The sequence below is a fragment of the Paraburkholderia sp. genome, assembly GCF_035948235.1.
Classification (GTDB): domain Bacteria; phylum Pseudomonadota; class Gammaproteobacteria; order Burkholderiales; family Burkholderiaceae; genus Paraburkholderia.
Genome location: NZ_DASZJJ010000270.1, coordinates 1 through 22,891 on the forward strand (window position 1 = coordinate 1; position 22,891 = coordinate 22,891).

Here is a 22,891-nt window from a genome sequence, read left to right on the forward strand (position 1 = left end):
TATGACTGGCACTATGAAAACCACACTGGAACGCCACGGTCTTGAGCGGAACGTCGGATTCTTCCAGCAGTTTGCGCGCCGAGTCGACACGCACCTGTTCGACGTAGACTGCCGGCGTCACCTTGGCGTGCTTCGCAAAAACGCGCGAGAGCGTGCGCCGGCTCACCGCCGCCGCGTTCGCCAGATCGTCGATCGACAGCGCTTCGGTCATGTGCTCACTCACGAAACGATGCACGCGGGTGAGTATCGGGTCCTCGTCCTTGCCCGCGCTCATGTAGGGGCTGTACTGCGATTGACCACCCTCGCGCTGGATATAGACGACCAGACGCTTGGCGACGCACACCGCCAGCTCGTGCCCCCAGTCTTCCGCCACCAGCGACAGGCACAGGTCGATGCCCGCCGTGACGCCCGCCGATGTGAAAAGCCGCCCATCGCGCACGAAAATGCGATCCGGCTGCACGTTTGCTTGTGGATATTCGTCGGATAAACGCCCGGCATCGGCCCAGTGTGTCGTCACATCGCGGCCGTCGAGCAGTCCCGCGCGCGCCAGCACGAAGGCGCCATTGCAGACCGAACCGTAGCGGCCCGCGCTGCGCGCCTGGCGTTGCAGCCAGGTCAGAAATGGCAACGACAGTTCGGCATCGGGCAGTTGGGGGCCGCCCGCCACGAGCAACAGGTCCCATTGCGCGTCGGATTGGGCAAAGCCGCACGACACGGCAAGTTGCATGCCGTTCGAGCAGGTCACGGCGCCCGCTTCGTAGCCGACAAGCGAGACCTCGTAACGCTGATCAGCGGCAAGAAAGGTATTCGCTTCGGCGAACACATCAAGCGGGCCGGCGACGTCGAGCGCCTGCGCACCATCGAAAACCACAATGGCGACTTTCATGCTGGAACCTTGGTCGATTGAGAGGGTATGAGCGGTGTTGCTTGCGGCCATTGCGATGACCGTGACGCAGATTAACGCAACGCCCGCGTGCGTTGGAGTCTGGCCCTGTAAAAAGACTTTTGCGCCTGTGTAATGAAACGCCGCGGAAACACCGCGAAAACACCGCGTGGCCCGAAACGCGCGCTATCTGGCCGTTGAACGCACCATCGCCCCCCGCGCGCAGCGGCATCGGCCGCTAGACTGCACGGGTGTTGCAACGCCTTGTGCGAGGCGTCAACTCCACTCACTCGAGGTAATTGCGCATGTTAGTCGCGATGATGCTCTACGCCGGTTTTCAACTGCTGGAAGTCAGCGATTCAATGGACGTATTTCATGAGGCAAATCGCTGGTGTGGACAGACGTTTTATGAGCCGCAACTGCTTGGGCCGTCGTGCGAAAGCGTCATCGCCTCCAGCGGCGCCGCCGTTGGGACGACAGGCTGCTATGCCAGTGCTACAGGCGCGTTCGATATCGTCGTGGTGCCGGGTTCACCGCCCGGTGGCCCGACTCCCGATCAACACAAGATCGTCGAGTGGCTGCGCAACGCCGGGCCCGCTACGCCCCGCCTTGCCAGCTTGTCCGGCGGCGCGTTATTGATCGCGCGCGCGGGACTGGCCAGGCAGCGCTGGCTAACGACGCATGAGCGTTACGTGAAACGGCTCGCTGCCGAATATCCGGCGACACATGTTTTCGCCAGCGAAGCGTGCCTGAAAGACGGCAATCTGTATTCTTCGGGCAGTGCGCGCGCCGGGCTTCATCTCGCGTTGGCGCTGGTGAGGGAAGACCTCGGCGCCCAGGCTGCGGGTCATATCGCCGGGTCGTTAGGATTGCAGATGCCGGCTGCGGCGCCGTCGGATTCGTTGAATGGGACAATTCGATGGACGCCGACCTGATTCATAAAGCGCTCGCCAATCCACTGCGCCGCGAGATTCTTGCGTGGTTGAAGGCGCCGCGTGAGACGTTTGCGCGCGACCAGATCGACTTCGGCCACGGTGTCGCCATGAGTGCGATCCAGCAGCGCAGCGGCCTCGCCCAATCGACCGTGTCTGCCCATCTTGCCGTGCTGGTCGAAGCCGGTTTGCTCGTCACGACGCGCGTAGGGCAATGGACTTTCCACGCTCGCAATGAAACGCTGATCGGCGCTTTCGCCGAGCAGATCCGACTAAATCTTTAGGATCGCGAATCTGGTTTGATGCGCGCCGGCTTTCTGACTACGCGCCCCTGATTCGCGTCGGCGTGCTCGCGTATCGTTTCGATCAGCGCGCGCAATCCGGCCGGTACGTGGCGGCGGCCCGGATAGTACAGACATAGGCCGTCCAGCGCAGGCGTCCAGTCCTCCAGCACGCGCACGAGCGTACCCGCTTCGAGATCGGCGCTCACATTCCATTCGGTCAGATACGTCAGCCCCAGGCCCGCGCGCGCCGCATCCAGCATCAGGTTGGGTTCGTCCAGCGTGATCGCGCCCTCGCCGTCCACGCGCACGACCTGGCCGCGCTTTTCGAATTCCCACTGATAGATCATCCCACTCGGCATGCGGCTACGAATGCAGCGATGGCGCGCCAGATCGGCAGGCGTGCGTGGCGGCTTATACCGCGCGAAATACTCCGGACTGCCTACCAATGCAAAGCGCTGGCGCTCGCCGAACGGCACGGCGATCATGTCCTGCGGCACGCTGTCGATCAGCCGGATACCTGCATCGAACCCTTCGACGACGATATCGACCAGCCGCCCTTCCGTGACGATATCGAGCTTCATCTCGGGATAGCGCTGCAGGAAAGCGATAAATACCGGCATCACCTGCCGCGCCGCGCCCGCCGATGTGTTGATGCGCAAAGTGCCCGAAGGCGTGTCGCGAAAGCTTCCCGCCTGGTCGAGCGCGGTCTGGATGGTTGCGAGCGCCGGCGCTACGGTCTGCACGAATTGCGCGCCCGCTTCTGAAAGCGACACGCTACGCGTGGTGCGATTGAACAGCCGTACGCCGATGCGCGCTTCCAGCGTTGCGACCGCATGGCTGAGCGCCGAGGTCGACACACTCAGCTCGTCCGCCGCAGCGCGAAAGCTGCGCCGCCGCGCCACGGCCAGCACGGCTTCCAGCTCGGTCAGTCCGGAGGTTTTCATTATCCTGGATCATTCAATAGGTCATCCCGGATTGTACGGCTAGTCAGGTCAATCGCATCGGTCTATCTTGCGATCTGGACAACGCACTGGCAGACAGAACATGCAGACCATCGAGCACATCTATATCGACGGCGCCTTCGTCGTACCGCACGGCGAAGAATACTTCGACCTCCACAACCCGGCGACGGAGCAAGTGATCGGCCGTGTCCGACTGGCCGATGCCGAAGACGCACGCGCCGCCGTCGCCGCCGCGAAGCGCGCCTTTCCCGCGTTCTCGCGCACTGATAAAGCCGAGCGCGTGGCGATGCTCAGGCGCATGCACGCAGCCGTCGTCGCGAAAGAAGACGCCCTGTTCGAAGCGATCATCGAAGAATACGGTGCGCCGGTCTCACGCGGCCGCTGGATGGCGCAGCACGCGAGCGACGTGCTCAAGCAAGCCGCCGACACACTTAAAGCTTATGCGTTCGTGAGCCGCGCCGGTACGGCGGAGGTCGTCATGCAACCGCTGGGCGTGGCGGGATTGATCACGCCCTGGAATAGCGACGCGGGCTTTATCTGCGGCAAGCTAGCCGCCGCGCTGGCTGCAGGCTGCACGGCCGTCGTCAAACCCAGCGAAATGAGCGCGATCCAGACGCGCATCGTGACCGAAGCGCTGCATGAAGCGGGGCTTCCCAAAGGCGTATTCAACATCGTGACGGGACGCGGCGAAACGGTGGGCGCGGAAATCAGCGCGCACCCCGATGTCGCCAAACTCTCTTTCACGGGATCGACGGCAGTGGGCAAATCGATCCTGAGCGCCGGAGCGCAAACGCTCAAACGCGTCACGCTGGAACTGGGCGGCAAATCGCCGTTTATCGTGCTCGACGATGCGGATTTCGACGAGGTCGTCCCGCTCGCGCTGCAGGCGGGGTTCATGAATAGCGGCCAGGCCTGCATTGCCGGAACGCGCATTCTGGTGCCGCAAGCGCGGCTTGCCGAATTCGAGCAGAAGATCGTCGCCGCCGTCGCGCAGATTCAGTCGGGCGATCCGCGCGATCCGCGTACGAGCATCGGCCCGATGGTGAGCCAGAAGCAATGGGAGCGGGTGCAGCGCTATATCCGCATCGGCATCGACGAGGGCGCGCGTCTGCTCGCGGGCGGCGAGGGCCGGCCGCAAGGCACGACGTCAGGCTGGTTCGTGCGCCCGACGCTCTTTAGCGACGTGCGCAACGACATGACGATCGCGCGCGAGGAGATCTTCGGGCCGGTGCTGTCCATCATCGCGTATCGCGATACCGAGGATGCCATCGCCATTGCAAACGATACGCCCTATGGTTTGCAGGCTTATGTGTGTTCGCGAGATGCGGCGCGCGCTCGCGCCGTGGCCGCGCGCATCGACGCCGGCCGCGTGCTGGTCAACACGCTGGCACACGAACCGGCGGCGCCCTTCGGCGGTTTCAAGCAATCCGGAATTGGGCGTGAATATGGCAAATATGGACTCGAGGCGTTTCTCGAACCGAAAGCGATATTGGCGGCCTGAACGCCAGTCGTTTTTATTCAGACTTGCGATTTAAATCATGCTTTAAAGCAGAGCTTATCTGCACCTTAAGCACTGCTGCCGTTACAAAAAATATACTTCTAAAGCACCTTTAAAGCGCCGCCGATAAAGCAAATGCCGTATTCCGGCACCACACTTGATCGGGAGAAATATCGATGGCAATTCAGGCTGTTTCCAATCAGCCGATGGCGACGAATGTCGCTGCGGCCGCGACCACCACGACGGGCGGACAGTCGGCGCAAACCAGCGCCACTGCCCAATCGTCCAGCGCAACGCAAACGCAGGGCTCGACGACGGCGGCACAATCCACGTCATCGTCGGCGTCTTATTCGGTCAAGATCAGCAATGCCGCGCGCGCGGCCCTGGCCGAGGCCACCGAGACCTCGGTTCAGACGGCGCAGGAGGCCGGTCGCGGCGATATGCAGGCGCAACGCCTGCTGGCCAAAGAGCAGGCCAACAAGGTGCATTGAGAAGTGAACCGGCTCCCGCTTGCATTGATTGAAGCGGGAGCCATTTTTATTTTCGCGCGAAGCGAATCAGGATGCGCGCCGGGCCGCGCGTTGCGGAATCAGCACGATACAGGCGACGATAAAGGCCAGCAAAATGCCCGAGGCGTACAGACGGCTCACTTCCAGGCCGCCTTGCGCCACCGGCTTGTCGAGCAGGTCGCCCAGCGTGGCACCCAGCGGGCGCGTCAGCACGAAAGCGGCCCAGAACAGCAAGGTGCGCGAAACGCGCGTGCCCAGCCACAGCAGCCCAACGATAGCGATCCCCACGCCAAAGATGGCCGCGCCCATTTCGAATCCCAGCCCGAGGCCGCCACGGTCATCGCCGGCCACCCAATCGCCCAGTGCGGTGCCAAGCGTCTGCGAAAAGAGAATGGTGATCCAGTAGAACCACTCCACGCGCGGCGTCGCCACGCTTTCTACCGCAACCGTGCCTTCCGTGCGATACCAGATGGCCAGGCTCACCGTGAGCAAGGTGACGATTACCGCCACGCCGCCGGGATAGCCAATGCCAAGCGAACGGTCACAAAAGTCGGCGAGCGTGGTGCCAAGCGTCGTCGTCGCGATGATCGTCGCCCAGTAGAGCCATGCGTTGAAGCGCTCGGCGCGCACCTGCGCGAAGACCAGCGCGATAAATGCCACGAGGAAAATCAGCGTACCGACGAGATAGCCCAGATTCAGCGACATGGTGACCCAGTCGCCGCCGGTTTCTCCCAGCGTGGTCGCAGCGATCTTGATGATCCAGAAACCGAGTGTGAGCGCGGGCACCTTGCTCAGGGCCTGCTCCGGCGTGAAGGTGATATTGGCGGTGGAATTCATTGGCGCAGTCTCCATCCAGACGATGGTGAGAACGGAAACTGTCGACTCTATTCAATAGCGCCTTAACACAACCTTAACGCGACCTTACGCGGCCTTGAATGGCGCGGGATTACGACTCGATATCATCAAACAGATCGGGCACCGATTGCGAGTTCGCCGGTTCGGGGACCGTCCCTGCGCGCACCTGCGCAAGCACGTCGGCAGGCAACCACGCCTCTTCCAATGCGCCCAGGCCGCCTTCGATCAACTGCTGCAGGAAATACGAAGGTTTGCGTCCGCTGGTTTCAGCGAGGAGCCGCAATCTGCGCTCGATGGCCGGATCGACGCGCACGGCGACGACCTTCAACTTCTCCGCACTCTTTTTCCTGCCCAACGTGTACTCCGTGCTTTGTGCCGCTGTGTGCCTGATGTGCCGATGAGCGCAATGCAATCGCCCATGAAAAAACCCGCGAGAGCATTGCGCTTTCGCGGGTTTTTTGAATCCTGGTGCCTAAGTCGGGACTCGAACCCGAACGCCTCGCGGCGCTACCCCCTCAAGATAGTGCGTCTACCAATTTCGCCACCTAGGCAAGGGATCGGCATTGTATCGACTCTTTTCCGGTTTTTGAAGACCCTCGCCAAAAAAATCCGAAAAATTTTTTCAGCCGTGTGAAAAGCGCTTCAAAAGCCGATGCAAACCGACACCGCCGGGCCGTTCAATCGTCCAGCGTCTGCAGAAATTCCGCCACCGTGGCCGCCACCTGCGCTTCCTGCTCGCGATGCGGGACGTGACGCACGCCGTCCATGATCGCCGCTCGACCGGGTCCGCTCACGCTTGCCGCAATGCGTTCGGGATGCACCTGTGTGCCATATTCGTCGAGGCTGCCGTGTATCGCCAACGTCGGGCACGATACGCGCGGCAGCACCGCATCGAGCGACCAGTCGGCAAACTCGGGCGACAGCCAGGTTTCGATCCACGCATCCAGCACCCATTGCGTCTTGTCGCCGTGATAGCGCGCAAGACGTGCGAACTGAGCGGGATCGCGAAACTGCGCGCGCGCGGCGCGGATACCGGCCAGCGTGCGGTCCTCCACGAAGGTTTGCGCGGCTTCGGTGATAAGCGCATCGCACTGCCCTGCATGCTGCGCCGCGCATTCGACCGCCATGCCGCCGCCCACGCTATGACCGAAAGCGATAAAGCGCTCGACGCCCAGCTGCTCGCATAGCGCCGGGAAAAAGCGCGCCGCCTCGTCGCGCACGAAGCCTGCGTGCAGCCGGTCGGTACGCGCATCCGAAGCGCCAAAACCCGCGCGATCGTAGGCGATCACGCGCCGTCTGGTTGCGTGCGCAAGCGTCTGCGCAAACGTGCCCCAGAGCGTGACGCAGCCCAGCGAGTCGTGCAGCAGCACGATCGGCGCGCGCCGCTCAGGCTCTCCATACTGCCAGCTACGCGCAAACAGCTTGCCGGTAGGGCCCGCGATCCAGTGGTCCTGCGTCAACGCCTGTGTCTCGATCATTGTTATGCGGTGTTCGTGGTCGATGGAGTTCGGCCAGTCACTCAGCCGAACAGATGCCTCAGTATGCCTGTTGCCGCCACGCCGATCAGCACCGTAGGCAGCAAGGAAAGCCGCGTCGCGGCGAACAGCGTGATGGCGAGTGCCGCGAGATCGGCGGGATTGCGCGACACGAAAGCCGGTGCGATCACCGAAATCAGCACGCAGCCCGGCACATTCTCCATCACCGCGCGCATACGCGGACTGAGCGTGCGATCGCGCAGCGCCACGTAGCCAATGATGCGCGTGAGGTAAGTCGTCACGGCCATCAGGAAGATGGTCGCGAGCGTCATCAACGTGGATGCTTCAGGCATGGCTCGGCTCCCGCAGCACGGCCGTCACGAGGCCCGCGCAAGCGCCCACTGCCACATACCAGGCGCCCGGCACATACAGATAGGTTACGGCCGCCGCCGCGAGGCTCACGAGCCAGGGCAGGCTCGCGCGCGCGCCCTTCCACATGCCCTTGAGCAGCACCAGAAAGACGGCGGTGAAGGCCATGTCGAAACCATAGCGCTGCACGTCGCCCAGCACCGGACCGAGCACCGCGCCCAAGGCCGTGAACGACACCCACGTCAGCCAGAGGTTGATCGCCACACCCATGTAATAGGCCATGCTCACGCGGCCGTGGCCGTTCGACTTCGCGTCGGCCATCGCCATCGCCCAGCTTTCGTCGCACATCAGGAACAGCGCGGGCAGCGCGCGGCGCAGTGGCACGTGGCGGATATATTGCGCGAAGGCCGCGCCCATCAGAATGTGACGCGCGTTGACGAGAAACGACATCGCCACGATCAGCGCAATATGCGGCGGCGAGGTCCACAGGCGTACCGCCGTGAATTCGGAGCCGCCCGCGAAATTCACGCCGGTCATCAGCGGAACTTCAATATTGCTCAGGCCCTTTTGCGCCGCCTGGGCGCCCAGCACCAGCGCAAACGGGATGAAGCCCATCATGATGGGCAGCGCCGCACGCATGCCGCGCGCGACTTCGGAGGTATCGATGGAACGCCGCGCGGAGGCGGCGGAGGTAGGCACACTGCTCATGATAATTACAATTCCTGCAAAGGCGATATTTTCTGCTGAATGCGTTCGAATCGGGTTGCGTTGTGGCCATGCAGACGGGAGAATTTGGCACTCAATGCCACAAATCAGCGAAATATCGACATGGAAAGCCAGCTCAAGCTCGACGCCATCGACCGGCGCATCCTCAACGCCCTGCAACGCGACGGCCGTTTGCAGAACGTGGATCTCGCCCAGCAGGTGGGGCTGTCGCCCTCGCCGTGTCTGCGGCGCGTGCGGCTGCTGGAGGACGCCGGGGTGATCGAAAAGTACGTGGCCGTGCTCGATCCGGCCAAGGTCGGCAAGGCGCTGACGGTGTTCGCGCGAGTGTGGCTCAAAGGCCAGGACGCGCATACGGTGGACAGCTTCGCCGAGGCAGTGCGCCATTTCCCCGACGTAGTGGAGTGTCACCTGATGGCGGGCGACTGCGATTTTCTGCTGCGTATCGTGGCCGCGGATCTCGACGAATATCGCCGCTTTTTGATGGAATATCTGACGCGTATTCCCGGCGTGCAAAGCGTTAAAACCGATATTCCGATGCAGAAAATCAAACTCACATCGGAGATTCCAATGTGAGGCTGGCCGGGTCAGGCTGAATCGAGTTGTTTGCGCATCGTCGCCGTGATGCGTTGGCGCGCGTTGTCGTAGCCCTCCCACGGATCGGCGCGCAGTTTTTCGAGCCGCTCGTGCAGGTTCGCCACGGTCCATTGCCCGCCACCGGTAAGCGATTCCAGCTCGTCCCAGCGGATCGGCACGGAAACGCCCAGGCCCGGCCGCGCGCGCGGCGCGTAAGCGGCAATCGAGGTCGCGCCGCGCCCGTTACGCAGATAGTCCACGAAAATGCGGCCCGTGCGGTTCTTCGGCCCCATCTTCGCGCTGAATCGATCGGGCAACGTAGTCGCCATATGCACGGCCACCGCGTGCGCGAAGTCCTTCGCCTCATCCCATGGCGCGTGACGTGCGAGCGGCACGACGACGTGCAGGCCCTTGCCGCCACTCGTCTTGCACCACGCACGCAGGCCCAGCGCGTCGAGCAGATCGCGCGTCAGTTGCGCCGCTTCGATCATGCGCTCCCAGCCGAGCGCCGGGTCGGGATCGAGATCGAAAATAAGGCGATCGGGTTTTTCAATGCTCGTCACCTGCGCATTCCACGTATGAAATTCGATGGCATCCATTTGCGCCGCGCCGATGATGGCGTCCGCGCTTTCGAAAGTCATCAGCGCGGCGTGGCCCGGGTCGAGTCCTTCGTGCTGGGTCACGTGCGGGATCTGCAGCTTGCTCGCGTGCTTCTGGAAGAACAGCTCGCCGTCCACACCGCCAGGCGCGCGCACGAGCGCGGCGGGCCGCTTTTGCAGATGCGGCAGCAGCCAGGGCGCAACGGCCTCGAAGTAATGGACGAGATCGATCTTGCGCAGTCCGCTGGCTTGATCGATCACGCGCTCGGGATGGGTGATGCGGATGCCGGCCACTTCGGTTTCTCCTTCTGCGGTGCGCGATTTTGTGTGCGCTTTGATCTTGACGGGCGGCCCCGGTGTTTCATCGAAGCGTCGATTTGATTCGCAATCCTTGATATTAAGTCGGACAGGGATCACGAATCCACCGCGATTCCTTGCAACCTAAGCCGCGCGCTTGCGCCGGCTCGCCGTCTTGCGCGACGGCGGTGGCGACGCGGCAGCGGCTTCTCCGTCATCACGCGCAGCGCTCTTGCGCTTGCCAAGGCTGCGCTTGAGCAGTTCGGTCAGGTCCACGATATCTGCACCGTGCGCCTTCTGAGCGGGCGCCTTCACGCGCGATACGTCGTGCGCCTTGCCCTGCTTGACCTTGCGTTCGGCCAGCTCGAGAAGCGCGTCGCGGAACGTATCGTGATACGCGTCGGGCTGCCACTCGGTGCTCAGATCGTCGATCAGCTTGCGCGCCATCTGCAACTCACGGCTGCTCACGCCTTCGCTCTTTGCGCTCTTCGGCAAGGCCTTGATGTCGTCGAAATCGCGCACCTCGGTGGACCAGCGCAAGGTCTGCAGCGCCAGCGCCGGACCCGCCGCAATGACCGCCGCGAGATGCTGCTTGCTGTGCAGCACCACATTGGCGATGCCGATCTTGCCGCTCGCCGCCAGCGCATCGCGCAGCAGCGCATACGTCTTGCCCGCGCGGCGATCCGGCGTGAGCCAGTACGGCGTGTCCAGATAGACGAACGAGAGTTGCGCCGCGTCGACAAAGGCGAGAATGTCCACCGTTTGCGTGGCATCAGGACTCGCGGCGCGGATTTCCTCGTCGGAGATCACCACGTAAGCGCCCTTCTCGTACTCGTAGCCACGCACGATGTTTTCGCGCTCCACGGGCTTGCCGGTGCGCTTGTTGATCTGACGATAGCCGATTGGGTCGAGGCTGCGGCGCTCCAGCAGATTGAAGCCTGTGTGTTCGCTCTGTGTCGCCGGAACGAGTTCGACAGGCACGTACACCAGCCCGAAGCTGATGGCGCCCTTCCAGATCGCACGCGGCATGATCGCTCTCCTTCTCGCAGCCGGCCTGTTGGCACAGAGGACAAACCTCACAGCAAACGCGGTGCCCGGGCGGCCCTGCAGCGTTAGCAAACCACGCGCACTCGCAAACCGCACATTGGCCGCTTTGGCTATAGTACGAGGCGCCGATTTTCGCGCCCTTTTAGAGGTGCGCTGAAAGACATGCATATTGGGCACGCTCCGGCTTGTCCCTCGCTCGCACGACTGCACACCAGCACAAGAAAAAACGCGGAGAACCACGTTGCTGCATCGACACCTCATCGCAAGACTCCTTACGGGTCTGCTACCGCTGCTGTCCGCCACCGCTGCCCACGCAAGCAGCGACGATAGCTGCTACGCCACCGCCACCTTGCGCCAGCCCGGCTATTCATGCGGCGGGCTGCCCATCCTGAGCCCCGGCAACGACACGCGCATCAACGCGATGCTGCTGATGGCCGACAGCAAGCGGCTTTCGCAGGCTTTCCCCGACCCGCGCAAAGTCCCTGTCGCGGATCGCCCGAACCAGCTGGTCGTACCTTTCCTCTACGACTACTCGGGCTGGATTGATATCGGCCAGAAGTCGGGCAACGCGAACGATGACGCCGACGCCAACGGACAATCGGCGTCCTATGCCGACGGCGAAGGCAGCATTTGCCGCAGCGTCACGACAGGCGATCAGGAGTTCAACGATGCGCTGGGCGCGGCCAAAGGCCTGCCCGCCGACGAAGCCGCCCGCCTGCGCGCCGCGCGCGTCGAGATGGCCAAGGCATGCGCCGCAAGCACCGATGGCAGCGGCAATGGCAATGGCAACAGCAACGGCGCCAGCGCAGCCGCCTGGCACAAGCCGACCGGCCTGAAGAGTCCGCTCGGCCAGCAGTTTGCGACCTATCTGGAAGGTGCCAACGCGTTCTATCGCTACGACTTTTTTGCGGCGACGAAGTCCTTCGCCAGCGCCTCGCACAGCAGCGATCCGTGGCTGCGCGAGGCCTCGCTCTACATGGCGGGGCGCGCGCAGCTCAACGCCGCTCAGGCGGGGGCATTCGGCTTCGGCGGCGACGCCACGAAACTCGATCGCAGCAATGTCAGGCAGGTCTCGCTCGACGCCGCGCGCACGGTCTTTCGCGCTTATCTGAAGGTCTATCCGCACGGACTCTACGCGGCTTCGGCTGAGGGTTTGCAGCGGCGCGTCGCCTGGCTTGGCGGCGACGCCCAGGCGCAGGCCGACAGCTACAGCCGCGCCTTCGCCACCTGGACCGCCGACGACGCGAACGTGCCGATCGGGCAGCTCGCCAACGAATTCGACAACAAGCTGCTGATGGACAATCCCGACGTGGCGAACGTGCAATCGCCCGCGGTGCTCGCCATCGTCGACCTGATGCGCATGCGTACGCAGGGCAGCGACGATTCCTCGCAATCCAAAACCATCAAGCTCGACGAATTGCAGGCGCAAAAGCCGGTGTTCGCGCGCATGCCCGCGCTGCACGACTATCTGCTGGCCTCGTATCACGTCTATGTCGATCGCAAGCCGGATCAGGCGCTTGCGCTGCTGCCGGACACGCCCGGCGCGAGTGCGTCGCCCGGCTCGCTCGGTTATTTTGGCTTGAGCCAGCAGGCGCTGCGTGCATTTGCGCTCGAAGACAGCGGCCAGGCCGACAAGGCGCGCCAACTCTGGAGCGATCTGGTCCCGCTCGCGAAGCTGCGGCTGCAGCGCGAAGCGCTCGAACTGGCGCTCGCGATCAACCTGGAGCAAGCGGGTCTTGTCGATCGCGCGTTTGCCGACGATTCGCCGATTCAAAATGCGGCGATCCGCGCGACGCTGCTGCAACGTGCGGCCAATGCGGACCTGCTGCGCGCGCAGGCTCAGAACAAGGCGGTGAGCGGCACACTGCGCGACATTGCGCTCAACACGCTGCTCTACAAGGAATTTACGCGCAGCCGTTACGCCGATTTCCTCGCCGATCTCGCGCTGGTGCCCGCAACGCCCGCCGATACGCTCAAGCCGTTCACCCAGCCCGGCGCGAAAAATAGCGATGGTTATGCCTGCCCCTCGGCGCGCGACATCGCGGCGACGCTGCAGATGAACCCCACCGACGGCAAAGGCCTCAACTGTCTCGCGGAGTTCGTACGCAGCCATCCGGCGGCTGCGGGTCTTGGCGAGGATTCGGCGCTGCTCGATCCGGCCTTCCCGCGCCCGGACGCCGCAAGCGGGGCCGCCGCGCCGCCGCCCACGCTTGGCAGCATGCCGTCGCAATTCCAGGGCGCGCCGTATCAGCGCATCGCCAGCTATCAGAGCGTGATGAACAACACCCAGGCCAGCGCCGACGATCGCGCCTATGCGCTCTATCGCGCGATCAACTGCTTCGCGCCCTCAGGCTACAGCGACTGCGGCGGCAACAAGCTGCCGACCAGCACGCGCAAGCGCTGGTTCAATACGCTCAAGACCGCTTATCCGCGCAGCCAGTGGGCGCAGGCGCAGAAGTATTACTGGTGACGTTGCCAGTGAATCTATTGATGAAGGCTTGCTTGTGCGCCGCCATGCTGGCGAGCGCACAAGCGGCGCCGGCCGGCACGGTCGACGCCACGCAATACGATTCGTTCTGGTTGTGGGCCGGCGTGAAACCGCAGGCGGTCCTGCATGACGCGCGCACGATCTACGTGCTGCAAGGCCAGATCGAAGCCGCACCCGGCGACGAATCGCAAGTGCGCTTCATCGCCCAGGGCGTCGCGTCGCCGGATGCGCCGAAGGCCCGCATCTGGCTGACGTATCGCGCACATACGCTGCGCTGGACCCCTCGCGTCACGCAAATCATGCTCGCGCAACTCGCGCGCTGGCGCGCGTCGGGGCACACCATCAACGGCATTCAGATCGACTTCGACGCGCGCACGCTGCATCTTCAGGACTACCTGGATTTTCTGCGCACGCTGCGCGCGACGCTGCCTGCCGATTGCCGCCTGAGCATCACCGGGCTACTCGATTGGAGCAGCCGGATCGACACGGAGCAGGTCAACCAGCTCAAGCACATCGTCGACGAAGTGGTTGTGCAGACCTATCAGGGCCGACACACAATCGCGAGCTATGACGCCTATCTGCCGCGTGTCGCGCGACTGCAGTTGCCGTTTCGCATCGGCATCATCGAGGACGGCGTGTGGGACGCGCCGTCGTATCTTGCGCAGAATCCGTGGTTCCGGGGTTATGTGGTTTTCTTGCGCAACCCCTGAATGGTTGCGCTATTTCGTTGGCGGCCGTTTGGGCTGGAACGGCACGAACTGATACTGCGGCCCCTGCACGCGCGGGCCGCAAAGATGGGCGCGCAGCGGCGCGGTCAGTGCGCCATCGCCAATGCTCACGCGCAGCGACGCCGCGTCGATACATTGCGTGTCGTCGAACACCTCGCCCGTTACCCAGCGCAAGCTGGCTTTCACGCTCCCATGCACGGGAATGACCACGGGCAGCAGCACCGGGCCCGGATGCATGCCCGGCGTGGCCTGCAATGAGGCTGGCAGCGTTTGGCCGTCCGCGTCCAGCAGACTGAGTTCCGGCCGCGCGGGAATCCGACATGCTCGGCCGCTGCGATTGCGCAGCACGACATAGGTGCCGCCGTGCGACATGCCGTTGAAATCGCCGCCGCCATCGTCGAGGCTCAGAGCAAGTTGCTTTGGCTGACAGGGCGCGGTCTGGGCGCTTGCGCTTGCGCTCGCGGCCAGCAGCGATAGCGCCGCGAAGAGCAGCACGCCCAGGCATTGGCTGGTAACGCGTTTTAATTCAATCGATGGCACGTCTCCTCCTCGACAAGATTGTCATTTCATTTCGCTGACGCATACTCGACAATTTCATTTATATCGATTAAACGCTGTAAATATCAAAAATAACACCGACTAAAGCAGAACTAAAGCAGCGTGCGCTTTTGACGGTAATCACATTAGTCTCATCAATCGCACCTTTTCGCCAATAACTACGGAGAATTCGCCGAATCCAGAAACGCACACCCGCCAGCATTCAAGAATGAACAACACGATCCGGATTCCCTTCGCGCTTGCCGTCGCGAGCGCGTGCTCATTGCCGTTTTCGTTGTTTGAGCAACAAACTTCCGAAACGCCCTCTGCTTCCATCAATTCCTGCCAGCTTCACGCCGACGCTACCCTTCCGCTCATCGAAAGCAACGGCCACTACCTCGTCAACGTACAAATCAACGGCGTTGAACAAGCACTGGTAGTCGATACCAGCGCGGCAAAAACCACACTGACGCCCGAAGCCGCCGATGCGCTCAACTTGCCTCTCGCCATGGCGCAGGCAGAAACGCTCTCGGGCGTCGGGCCGCAAGGAGAGCCGGTGTACCCGCGCGTGATCGCATCACTGAAGCTCGGTCCGGCTCAATGGAGCGACCTGCGCGCGCCGACTTTCGGCGCGCATGCTTTCGCGGCGCATAACGGCGTCGTGCCTGCCGGCGTGCTGGGCGCTAACGTCCTGTCGCGCTATGACGTCGAACTCGATTTCCCGCGCCATACCATGACGCTCTATACGGCGCAGAATTGCCTTGGCCGCTTCGCCCCGTGGCAAGGCGATTACCAGAGCTATTCGCCGATCTACACGAGCCAGCATCGCTTCATCATGCAGATGGCGCTCAACCACCGCCCGATACTGGCGGTGCTCGGCACCGGCGCGATGCCGTCCCTCATCGGCCACAACGGCGCGCAGCGCGCGGGACTTGACACAAGCGAACTCCAGCAGGACCCGCAGCGCACCGGCCACGGCCTCAACGGCGCGGCGATTGCCCTCGCTATCCATCGTTTCGACTCGGTTCAAATCGGCACGCGGGAATTTCAGAACGTCAGACTGGAGGTCAGCGATGCGACGTTCCCGGAGGACATGCTGCTCGGCATGGATTTTATGAAATGGCGCCGTGTGTGGCTGTCTTATTCGACGGGATGGGTGTTCATGCAACTCGACGCGGGCGACGTTCAGCCGCGCACGGCGCAGAGCTTGCTGGCCGCCTGGGCCAACACGCCCGGCTCTGAACAAACGGCCGCCATCATCAATCAGGGCGGCACTACGCCGCCTGCCCCAATCGCACAATTCTCCACCCATTCGCATATGACTTACCGCAGCATCCCGCACATCGTGGAGCAATCGCGCCTTGCGCCGCCACCAGCGGGTATGGTGCCCGTGAACGCCTTGCCGTCATTCATGGGCCGATAGCCATCAATAAGGGCGGCATCGACCAACCCACCGCAGGGCGCCGACACACAGAGCGCCCTCCGCCATCGCCGTTACCGGCATATACCTCCTATACGCATTCCCCCATGAAGTTCTGCCGCCAAACGACCGATAACGTCTGCACGGGTCCTGGTTCCTTAGCTGACGAAAAACTTTCATGTCCATCTGGCGCAAACTCTCCATCCAGAACAAGCTGGTTCTGAGCATGACCACCTGCCTGCTGATTTTCATCGGCATTTCCAGCGGGCTGAGCATCTGGCTGATCGGCGATACGGTGCGCGAGCGCGTCGTGCAGGACGAATTGCCCACCGCCGTCAACGGCATCCGCGCCGACGTGCAGCGGCAACTCGCGGGCCCGATCACGGCCGCGCGCGCCATCGCGCTCGATCCTTTCCTGCAGCAATGGGAAGCCGACGGCGAGCCCGAAGCGGGCGCGGCCAACTGGACGCGCCTCGCCGCCAACATCAAGGCCGAGGAAAAAGCCGCCAGCGTGCAATGGGTTTCGGCGAAAACCGGCAACTACTACACGGAAGCCGGTCTGCAGCGCAAAGTCGGCGAGCAGGACGGCTGGCTCAAGGCCTTTCTCGCCAGCGGCAAACCGTATGAAGTGAACATGGACCGCGATGTCGCCGTGGGCGGCTACATGATGTTCATCAATGCACGCGTGCAAGGCGCCGCCTCGAACTCGACGAATGCGAATGACGCCGCCAGCGTCGCGGGCATGGCGCTATCCGTGGATGCGCTCGCGGCCGGCATCTCCAGCTACAAGATCGGCCAGACGGGTTTTGCCTATCTCGTGCACCCGGACGGCGCGATCATGATGCATCGCGACACGTCGCTCGTGGACGGCAAGCATTTCCTCAAGGACACGCCCGGCATGCCCGCCGATACCGCCGCCGCGCTGCTGGCCGACAGGGCTTACGTGTCGCGAACCTACCCCGCGCCCGGCGGCACGCGCTATATCGCAACCTCGTTCATTCCCGAACTGAACGCCTACGTGGTGGTCGAGGTGCCGCAGGCGGAACTGCTCGGGCCGTTCGAGCGCACCATCCGCACCGCCACGCTGATCGCCGCCGTGGTGGGCCTCGCCGCCGCGCTCGGCGTGATCCTGCTGGTGGGCCGCGCGATTGCCGCGCCGGTGCGCCGCGCCGCCATGCTGCTCGCCGAAATCGCCGACGGTCAGGGCGATCTCACGCGCCAGATGACGGTCGAGACCGGCGACGAAGTCGGGCAACTGGCCGATGCCTTCAACCGCTTCGTGGCGTCGATGGGCACGCTGGTGCGCCGCGTGCGGGCGTCCTCCACGTCGATTGCGATTGGCTCCACGCAGATCGCCATGGGCAACGCCGACCTGAGCCAGCGCACCGAGGAACAGGCCAGCAATCTCGAACGCACGGCGGCGTCGATGGAGGAAATCACCGCCGCCGTGAAAAACAACACCGACACCGCGCGCACCGCCGCGCAGATGGCCAGCACCGCCTCCACCGCCGCCTCGCAGGGTGGCGAGGTGGTCGGCCAGGTGGTCAGCACGATGGAGCAGATCAGCGAGGCTTCGCGCAAGATCTCCGAGATCATCGTCGTGATCGACAGTATTGCGTTCCAGACCAATATCCTCGCGCTCAACGCGGCGGTGGAGGCCGCGCGCGCGGGCGAGCAGGGGCGCGGCTTCGCCGTGGTGGCCTCGGAGGTGCGCAATCTCGCCCAGCGCAGCGCGCAGGCTGCCAAGGAAATCAAGGCGCTGATCGAGCACAGTGCGGGCACCGTCGATGCTGGTTCGCGCCTCGTCGCCGATGCGGGCCGCGTGATGGGCGACGTGGTCGCGCAGGTGCAGGGCGTGAGCACGATGATGAGCGAGATCACCTCCGCCAGCGTCGAGCAGAGCGCGGGCATCGGCCAGATCGGCGATGCGGTGCAGCAACTCGATCAGGTCACGCAGCAGAACGCGGCGCTAGTCGAAGAAAGCGCGGCGGCGGCAGAGAGCCTCAAGCAACAGGCCGCCGAACTGGACCGGCTGGTGGCCGTGTTCAAGGTGGGTGAGGAGCACGCGCTGACCTAAGGGTTATGACCCGGTTGAGACCAGCTGAGACCCGCTTGAGACCCTCTGCACAACGTTCACAAAGCGCCTAAGCTTTAAATATCGGGCCACCCCACTGCCCGTCCGGACGTTCCGATGCGCGCTCATCGCCCCACCCGGGCGGCGGAGCACGACACGCTGCCGCCTCATCCTCGCCGTGCGCACGCGCTGCTATCGGCGCGGGCAATGCGTGTCGCGCTGTTCGCGGCACTGGTGGCCGTCTGCGTGACGGCCACGCGCATCGGCGCGTGGGCGGCTGCGCCCGCTGCCGTGGTGGTGATGACCGTCGATGGCGCAATCGGCCCCGCCAGCGCCGATTTCATCGTCCGCACGCTGGATCGCGCGGCCCGTCAGCATGCGGCGCTCGCGATTCTCCAGCTCGATACGCCAGGCGGTCTGGATACCGCGATGCGCGAGATCATCAAAACCATCCTCGCCTCGCCGGTGCCGGTGGCCGCGTTCGTCGCGCCCGGCGGCGCGCGCGCCGCGAGTGCGGGCACTTACATCGTCTACGCAAGCCACATCGCGGCGATGGCGCCGGGCACGAATCTCGGTGCAGCGTCGCCGGTGCAGATTGGCATGGGTTCGCCCGGAACGCCGGGCATGCCCGCCATGCCCGGACCTTCCGGGGCTTCGGGTGCGTCCAGCGCGTCGGCGCCCCTGCCCGCCGACACCGCCTCCACCGAAACCCGCAAGATGACCCACGACGCGGCCGCCTACATTCGCGGCCTCGCGCAATTGCGCGGGCGCAACGCCGTTTGGGCCGAACGCGCCGTGCGCGAGGCGCTCAGTCTGTCCGCCAGTGAAGCGCTCGACCAGCACGTGATCGACCTGATCGCCCAGGATCCCGCCGATCTCGCGCGCAAGCTCGATGGCCGCGTCGTCGTCACTCCGGCGGGCAATGTGCGTCTGGCGACCGCGCACGCGCCGCTCGTGTTCGTCGCGCCCGACTGGCGCAGCCGCTTTCTCGCGATCATCGCCGACCCGAACGTCGCGCTGATCCTGCTGACCATCGGCGTCTACGGCCTGTTCTTCGAGTTCGCCAATCCGGGCTTCGTGCTGCCCGGCGTCGCGGGCGGCATCTGCCTGCTGGTGGGCCTGTTCGCCATGCAACTACTGCCCGTGAACTATGCGGGCCTGGGGCTGGTACTGCTCGGTCTGGGCTGCCTTGTCGCCGAAGCGTTCCTGCCTACTTTCGGCGTGCTCGGCTTTGGCGGCATCGTCGCGTTTGCCGTTGGCGCGCTGATGTTGATGGATACCGATGTGCCCGGCTACGGCGTGCCGCTGCCGCTGATTGCGGGCCTCGCGCTGGGCGGCGCGGTGTTCGTGGCGGGCGTGTCCACCGTCGCGCTGCGCGCGCGGCGGCGGCCCGTGGTGACCGGTTCCGAGGCCATGGTGGGCAGCGTGGGCGAAATCATCGACGATGGCCTGAACATCGAGCGTGAAGGCGCAAACATGGCCATTGGCTGGGCGCGCGTGCGCGGCGAGCGCTGGCGCGTGGCTTGCGCGGCCCCGCTCGCGTCAGGTGCGCGCGTGCGCGTGACGGCGCGCGACGGCCTCGTGCTCACGGTCGCGCCGCTCAGCGACACAGCCCCACAAAATGCGCCGCATAACGGACCCCATCCGGGAGGAGCATCGCCATGATCGGTTTCACCTTCGGCTTTTCGAGTCTGCTGATATTGCTTGCGGTGCTGCTCGCCGTCTCCGCGATCCGCATCTTCCGCGAATACGAGCGCGGCGTCGTTTTCATGCTGGGCCGCTTCTGGAAGGTCAAGGGGCCGGGCCTCGTGTTTATCCTGCCGGTCGTGCAGCAGGCCGTGCGCATCGACCTGCGCACCATTGTGTTCGACGTGCCGCCACAGGACGTCATCACGCGTGACAACGTCTCGGTGAAGGTCAACGCCGTGGTCTATTTTCGCGTGGTCGATCCGGAGAAAGCCGTCATTCAGGTCGCGCGCTATTTCGAAGCGACCAGCCAGCTTTCGCAGACCACCTTGCGTGCGGTGCTCGGCAAGCACGAACTCGACGCGCTGCTGGCCGAGCGCGAACAGTTGAACGCCGATATCCAGAAGACACTCGACGCGCAAACGGACGCGTGGGGCATCAAGGTCTCGACCGTCGAAATCAAGCACGTGGACCTCAACGAAACGATGATCCGCGCGATTGCACGCCAGGCTGAAGCCGAACGCGAGCGCCGCGCCAAGGTGATCCACGCCGAAGGCGAATTGCAGGCCTCCGAACACCTGCTGCAAGCCGCTCAACGGCTCGCGCTGCAGCCGCAGGCGATGCAGTTGCGCTATCTGCAGACGTTGACCACCATCGCCGCCGACAAGAACTCGACCATCGTGTTTCCGCTGCCGATCGATCTCCTCACGGTCCTTATCGACCGCCTGGGCGGCCGTTCTGGCAACGCGGAAACCCCTTGAAATATTGCGGCGCAGCGAAAGCACGCCGAGCGAACCTGGTTGGCAGTACGGCTGATTTTCGCCAATAATGCCCGAACATCCACTACTGGACGATGGCGATCATGGATTACATTCCCGAAGCCATCCGCACAGTCGCGCTGGTCGGTCACGCCGGCTGCGGAAAGACCTCGCTTGCCGAGGCCCTGCTCCACCAGGGCGGCGCGCTGCATGCCCAGGGCAGCGTGAACCGCGGCACCGCGCTGTGCGATTTCGACCCGCTCGAGCGCAAATATCATCACTCGCTCAATTCCGCGCTCGCGCATCTGGACTATCGCGACACGCGCATTTATCTGATCGACACCCCCGGTTATCCCGACTTCGCGGGCCTATCAATTGGCGCATTGCCAGCCGTGGAAACCGCGGCCATCGTGATCGACGCGCGCACCGGCATCGAAATGACCACGGGCCGCATGATGGATGCCGCGCAGGCGCGCAAGCTCTGCCGCCTGATCGTCGTGAATGGCATCGACGGCGAAAAGGTCGATCTGCCGGCCCTGCTCGCGCAAATTCAGGAGACCTACGGCAAACAGTGCCTGCCCATCAACCTGCCTGCAAAAGGCGCGACCGATGTGGTCGACTGCTTCTTCAATCCGTCCGGCGAGGCGGATTTTTATTCTGTGGAAGCGGCGCACAATGCGCTCGTCGATCAGGTGATCGAACTCGACGCCGAATTGATGGAGCTTTATCTGGAACAGGGCGAAGCGATTCGTCCGGAACAACTGCACGAGCCATTCGAGCGCGCCTTGCGCGAGGGTCATCTGGTGCCGGTGTGCTTCACATCGGCGGCGACGGGCGCGGGCATCGCGCAACTGCTCGATGTATTCGTGCGCCTGCTGCCCAACGTAACCGAAGGCAATCCGCCGCTTTTCTACCGTGAAAGCGCCGATAAAACCGAGCCCGTGCGCGCCGAGCCGCGCGCGGATAAACACGTGCTCGCGCACGTCTTCAAGGTGGTGGTGGACCCGTATATCGGCCGGGTGGCGCTGTTCCGCATTCATCAGGGCACGGTGACGCGCGATAGCCAGCTTTATATCGGCAATGGCCGCCAGCCGTTCAAGGTCGCGCATCTGCTGATGCTGCAAGGCAAGGATCACACCGAGATCGCGCGCGCGGGCCCAGGCCACATCTGCGCCGTGGCGAAAGCCGATGACATCGCGTTCGGCGACGTGCTGCACGACGCGCCCGAGGACGGCAACATCCATCTCACGCCGCCTGATTTTCCGAATCCGATCTACGGTCTGGCGATCGAGCCCTCGCGGCGCGGCAACGAACAGCGCCTCTGGGACGTGCTGCAAAAGCTTGCCGCCGAAGACCCGTGTCTCGTCATCAGCCATCCGGCGGGCACCAACGAAACCGTGGTGCGCGGGCTGGGCGAATTGCATCTGCGTTATCTGCTGGAGCGGCTTACCGACCAGCACAAGCTTGAAGTGATCACCAGACCGCCGACCATCGCGTGGCGCGAGACCATCGGCGGCCATGCCGAAGGCCACTGCCGACACAAAAAGCAGACCGGCGGCGCGGGCCAGTTCGGCGAGGTGATGCTGCGCGTGGAGCCGCTGCCGCGCGGCGCGGGATTCGAATTCGTCGATGCGGTCAAGGGCGGCGCGATTCCCACGCAGTTCATTCCCGCCGTGGAAAAAGGCATCCAGCAGGTCATCGAGAGCGGCCCGCTCGCGGGCTTTCCGATGCAGGACGTGCGCGTGACGGTGTTCGACGGCAAGAGCCATCCAGTCGATTCAAAGGAAGTGGCGTTTGTCACGGCGGGGCGCAAGGCCTTTATCGATGCCGTGCTCAAGGCTCAGCCGATGGTGCTCGAACCCATCGTCGATATCGAGGTCATGACGCCCGAAGGCGCGATGGGCGATGTGATCGGCGATCTGTCGTCACGGCGCGGCCAGGTACACGGCACGCGCACCGTAAGCGGCAACGCCATGGTGATTGCGGGCAAGGTGCCGCTTGCGGAGCTTAACGACTATCAGTCGCGCCTGAACGCAATGGCGGGCGGCAATGGCAATTACAGCATCCAGTTGAGCCATTACGACCCCGTGCCGCCTGCGCAGCAGGACAAACTCGCGGCCCAGCATAAGGCGCGCGGCGGCGAGGTGGAGTGAAGGGCAATGAGGCCCAATGAGATGAAAGTCGCGGCATA

The 22,891-nt window shown here is 63.8% G+C and carries 21 protein-coding genes, 1 tRNA gene and 1 pseudogene; 12 read left to right on the forward strand and 11 right to left on the reverse strand.

Annotated elements, in window-relative coordinates; translation table 11 throughout:
* Nucleotides 1-886: GlxA family transcriptional regulator (locus tag VG320_RS23310; RefSeq protein WP_327202427.1), on the reverse strand; the 886-nt coding region annotated here is incomplete at its 3' end.
* Nucleotides 887-1,200: 314 nt separating this feature from the next.
* On the opposite strand from VG320_RS23310, the gene VG320_RS23315 reads away from it, so the two are divergent.
* Entirely contained in the window at nt 1,201-1,818 is a 618-nt protein-coding gene (locus VG320_RS23315) for a DJ-1/PfpI family protein (protein WP_327202428.1), read from the forward strand.
* On the forward strand, nt 1,803-2,099 hold the full coding sequence (locus VG320_RS23320; RefSeq protein WP_327202429.1) for an ArsR/SmtB family transcription factor: 297 nt from the start codon (nt 1,803-1,805) through the stop codon (nt 2,097-2,099). The genes VG320_RS23315 and VG320_RS23320 overlap by 16 nt, the downstream gene beginning before the upstream one ends.
* On the opposite strand, the gene VG320_RS23325 is transcribed toward VG320_RS23320, so the two are convergent.
* Nucleotides 2,096-3,043 (reverse strand): LysR family transcriptional regulator, encoded by a 948-nt coding sequence (locus VG320_RS23325; RefSeq protein ID WP_327202430.1) that lies wholly within the window; start codon nt 3,041-3,043, stop codon nt 2,096-2,098. The genes VG320_RS23320 and VG320_RS23325 overlap by 4 nt on opposite strands.
* A 100-nt stretch (nt 3,044-3,143) precedes the next feature.
* On the opposite strand from VG320_RS23325, the gene VG320_RS23330 reads away from it, so the two are divergent.
* Nucleotides 3,144-4,562 carry an aldehyde dehydrogenase family protein gene (locus VG320_RS23330; protein ID WP_327202431.1) on the forward strand — a complete coding sequence of 473 codons (1,419 nt, stop codon included), beginning with the start codon at nt 3,144-3,146 and terminating at the stop codon, nt 4,560-4,562.
* Between the two features lie 173 nt (nt 4,563-4,735).
* Nucleotides 4,736-5,050, forward strand: coding sequence for a hypothetical protein (locus VG320_RS23335; protein WP_327202432.1), 315 nt, complete (start codon nt 4,736-4,738; stop codon nt 5,048-5,050).
* A gap of 66 nt (nt 5,051-5,116) precedes the next feature.
* Here the strand turns inward: VG320_RS23335 and VG320_RS23340 are convergent, their stop codons facing one another.
* From VG320_RS23340 to VG320_RS23365, 6 genes are all read right to left on the reverse strand, one after another.
* Nucleotides 5,117-5,905, reverse strand: coding sequence for a hypothetical protein (locus VG320_RS23340; protein WP_327202433.1), 789 nt, complete (start codon nt 5,903-5,905; stop codon nt 5,117-5,119).
* A gap of 109 nt (nt 5,906-6,014) precedes the next feature.
* Nucleotides 6,015-6,278 (reverse strand): hypothetical protein, encoded by a 264-nt coding sequence (locus VG320_RS23345; protein WP_327202434.1) that lies wholly within the window; start codon nt 6,276-6,278, stop codon nt 6,015-6,017.
* A 111-nt stretch (nt 6,279-6,389) separates the two neighbouring features.
* A tRNA-Leu gene (locus VG320_RS23350) sits at nt 6,390-6,474 on the reverse strand.
* A 126-nt stretch (nt 6,475-6,600) separates the two neighbouring features.
* Entirely contained in the window at nt 6,601-7,401 is an 801-nt protein-coding gene (locus VG320_RS23355) for an alpha/beta hydrolase (RefSeq protein WP_327202435.1), read from the reverse strand.
* Between the two features lie 41 nt (nt 7,402-7,442).
* Entirely contained in the window at nt 7,443-7,751 is a 309-nt protein-coding gene (locus VG320_RS23360; protein WP_327202436.1) for an AzlD family protein, read from the reverse strand.
* Nucleotides 7,744-8,475 carry an AzlC family ABC transporter permease gene (locus VG320_RS23365; protein WP_327202437.1) on the reverse strand — a complete coding sequence of 244 codons (732 nt, stop codon included), beginning with the start codon at nt 8,473-8,475 and terminating at the stop codon, nt 7,744-7,746. Before VG320_RS23365 ends, VG320_RS23360 begins: the two co-directional genes overlap by 8 nt.
* 120 nt (nt 8,476-8,595) lie before the next feature.
* Here VG320_RS23365 and VG320_RS23370 point away from each other — a divergent pair, with 120 nt between their 5' ends.
* Entirely contained in the window at nt 8,596-9,066 is a 471-nt protein-coding gene (locus VG320_RS23370; protein WP_327202438.1) for an Lrp/AsnC family transcriptional regulator, read from the forward strand.
* Between the two features lie 11 nt (nt 9,067-9,077).
* Here the strand turns inward: VG320_RS23370 and ligD are convergent.
* A pseudogene (gene ligD / locus VG320_RS23375) lies at nt 9,078-10,100 on the reverse strand (DNA ligase D); the annotation flags it as partial.
* 6 nt (nt 10,101-10,106) lie between these two features.
* Entirely contained in the window at nt 10,107-10,991 is an 885-nt protein-coding gene (locus tag VG320_RS23380) for a Ku protein (RefSeq protein WP_327202440.1), read from the reverse strand.
* Nucleotides 10,992-11,250: 259 nt separating this feature from the next.
* Here VG320_RS23380 and VG320_RS23385 point away from each other — a divergent pair, with 259 nt between their 5' ends.
* Complete coding sequence (locus VG320_RS23385; RefSeq protein WP_327202441.1) at nt 11,251-13,479, forward strand: hypothetical protein; 2,229 nt, start codon at nt 11,251-11,253, stop codon at nt 13,477-13,479.
* Nucleotides 13,480-13,499: 20 nt separating this feature from the next.
* Entirely contained in the window at nt 13,500-14,207 is a 708-nt protein-coding gene (locus tag VG320_RS23390; RefSeq protein WP_327202442.1) for a DUF3142 domain-containing protein, read from the forward strand.
* A 9-nt stretch (nt 14,208-14,216) separates the two neighbouring features.
* On the opposite strand, the gene VG320_RS23395 is transcribed toward VG320_RS23390, so the two are convergent.
* Nucleotides 14,217-14,765, reverse strand: coding sequence for a DUF4232 domain-containing protein (locus VG320_RS23395; protein WP_327202443.1), 549 nt, complete (start codon nt 14,763-14,765; stop codon nt 14,217-14,219).
* 226 nt (nt 14,766-14,991) lie between these two features.
* Between VG320_RS23395 and VG320_RS23400 the strand changes: the two genes are divergently transcribed.
* The 5 genes from VG320_RS23400 to fusA all read left to right on the forward strand — a co-directional run bounded on the left by VG320_RS23400 (nt 14,992) and on the right by fusA (nt 22,853).
* On the forward strand, nt 14,992-16,185 hold the full coding sequence (locus VG320_RS23400) for a retroviral-like aspartic protease family protein (RefSeq protein WP_327202444.1): 1,194 nt from the start codon (nt 14,992-14,994) through the stop codon (nt 16,183-16,185).
* Nucleotides 16,186-16,360: 175 nt separating this feature from the next.
* Nucleotides 16,361-18,259, forward strand: a complete 1,899-nt coding sequence (locus VG320_RS23405; RefSeq protein WP_327202445.1) for a methyl-accepting chemotaxis protein — start codon at nt 16,361-16,363, stop codon at nt 18,257-18,259.
* Nucleotides 18,260-18,373: 114 nt separating this feature from the next.
* The gene (locus VG320_RS23410; RefSeq protein ID WP_327202446.1) at nt 18,374-19,921 is read left to right on the forward strand and encodes a nodulation protein NfeD; all 1,548 of its coding nucleotides are present in this window, start codon (nt 18,374-18,376) and stop codon (nt 19,919-19,921) included.
* Complete coding sequence (locus tag VG320_RS23415; RefSeq protein WP_327202447.1) at nt 19,918-20,703, forward strand: slipin family protein; 786 nt, start codon at nt 19,918-19,920, stop codon at nt 20,701-20,703. The genes VG320_RS23410 and VG320_RS23415 overlap by 4 nt, the downstream gene beginning before the upstream one ends.
* Nucleotides 20,704-20,804: 101 nt before the next feature.
* A complete protein-coding gene (gene fusA, locus VG320_RS23420) occupies nt 20,805-22,853 on the forward strand; it encodes an elongation factor G (RefSeq protein ID WP_327202448.1) in 2,049 nt (682 codons plus the stop codon).
* The last annotated feature ends 38 nt before the right edge of the window (nt 22,854-22,891 follow it).

Excerpts from the sequence above, each read along its gene's own strand:
- VG320_RS23410 (WP_327202446.1), top strand. The coding sequence starts at position 18,374 with ATGCGCGCTCATCGCCCCACCCGGGCGGCGGAGCACGACACGCTGCCG.
- VG320_RS23355 (WP_327202435.1), bottom strand. The coding sequence starts at position 7,401 with ATGATCGAGACACAGGCGTTGACGCAGGACCACTGGATCGCGGGCCCT.
- VG320_RS23315 (WP_327202428.1), top strand. The coding sequence starts at position 1,201 with ATGATGCTCTACGCCGGTTTTCAACTGCTGGAAGTCAGCGATTCAATG.
- VG320_RS23400 (WP_327202444.1), top strand. The coding sequence starts at position 14,992 with ATGAACAACACGATCCGGATTCCCTTCGCGCTTGCCGTCGCGAGCGCG.
- VG320_RS23325 (WP_327202430.1), bottom strand. The coding sequence starts at position 3,043 with ATGAAAACCTCCGGACTGACCGAGCTGGAAGCCGTGCTGGCCGTGGCG.
- VG320_RS23330 (WP_327202431.1), top strand. The coding sequence starts at position 3,144 with ATGCAGACCATCGAGCACATCTATATCGACGGCGCCTTCGTCGTACCG.
- VG320_RS23335 (WP_327202432.1), top strand. The coding sequence starts at position 4,736 with ATGGCAATTCAGGCTGTTTCCAATCAGCCGATGGCGACGAATGTCGCT.
- VG320_RS23370 (WP_327202438.1), top strand. The coding sequence starts at position 8,596 with ATGGAAAGCCAGCTCAAGCTCGACGCCATCGACCGGCGCATCCTCAAC.
- VG320_RS23320 (WP_327202429.1), top strand. The coding sequence starts at position 1,803 with ATGGACGCCGACCTGATTCATAAAGCGCTCGCCAATCCACTGCGCCGC.
- VG320_RS23380 (WP_327202440.1), bottom strand. The coding sequence starts at position 10,991 with ATGCCGCGTGCGATCTGGAAGGGCGCCATCAGCTTCGGGCTGGTGTAC.
- VG320_RS23415 (WP_327202447.1), top strand. The coding sequence starts at position 19,918 with ATGATCGGTTTCACCTTCGGCTTTTCGAGTCTGCTGATATTGCTTGCG.
- VG320_RS23365 (WP_327202437.1), bottom strand. The coding sequence starts at position 8,475 with ATGAGCAGTGTGCCTACCTCCGCCGCCTCCGCGCGGCGTTCCATCGAT.
- VG320_RS23340 (WP_327202433.1), bottom strand. The coding sequence starts at position 5,905 with ATGAATTCCACCGCCAATATCACCTTCACGCCGGAGCAGGCCCTGAGC.
- fusA (WP_327202448.1), top strand. The coding sequence starts at position 20,805 with ATGGATTACATTCCCGAAGCCATCCGCACAGTCGCGCTGGTCGGTCAC.
- VG320_RS23390 (WP_327202442.1), top strand. The coding sequence starts at position 13,500 with ATGAAGGCTTGCTTGTGCGCCGCCATGCTGGCGAGCGCACAAGCGGCG.
- VG320_RS23405 (WP_327202445.1), top strand. The coding sequence starts at position 16,361 with ATGTCCATCTGGCGCAAACTCTCCATCCAGAACAAGCTGGTTCTGAGC.
- VG320_RS23360 (WP_327202436.1), bottom strand. The coding sequence starts at position 7,751 with ATGCCTGAAGCATCCACGTTGATGACGCTCGCGACCATCTTCCTGATG.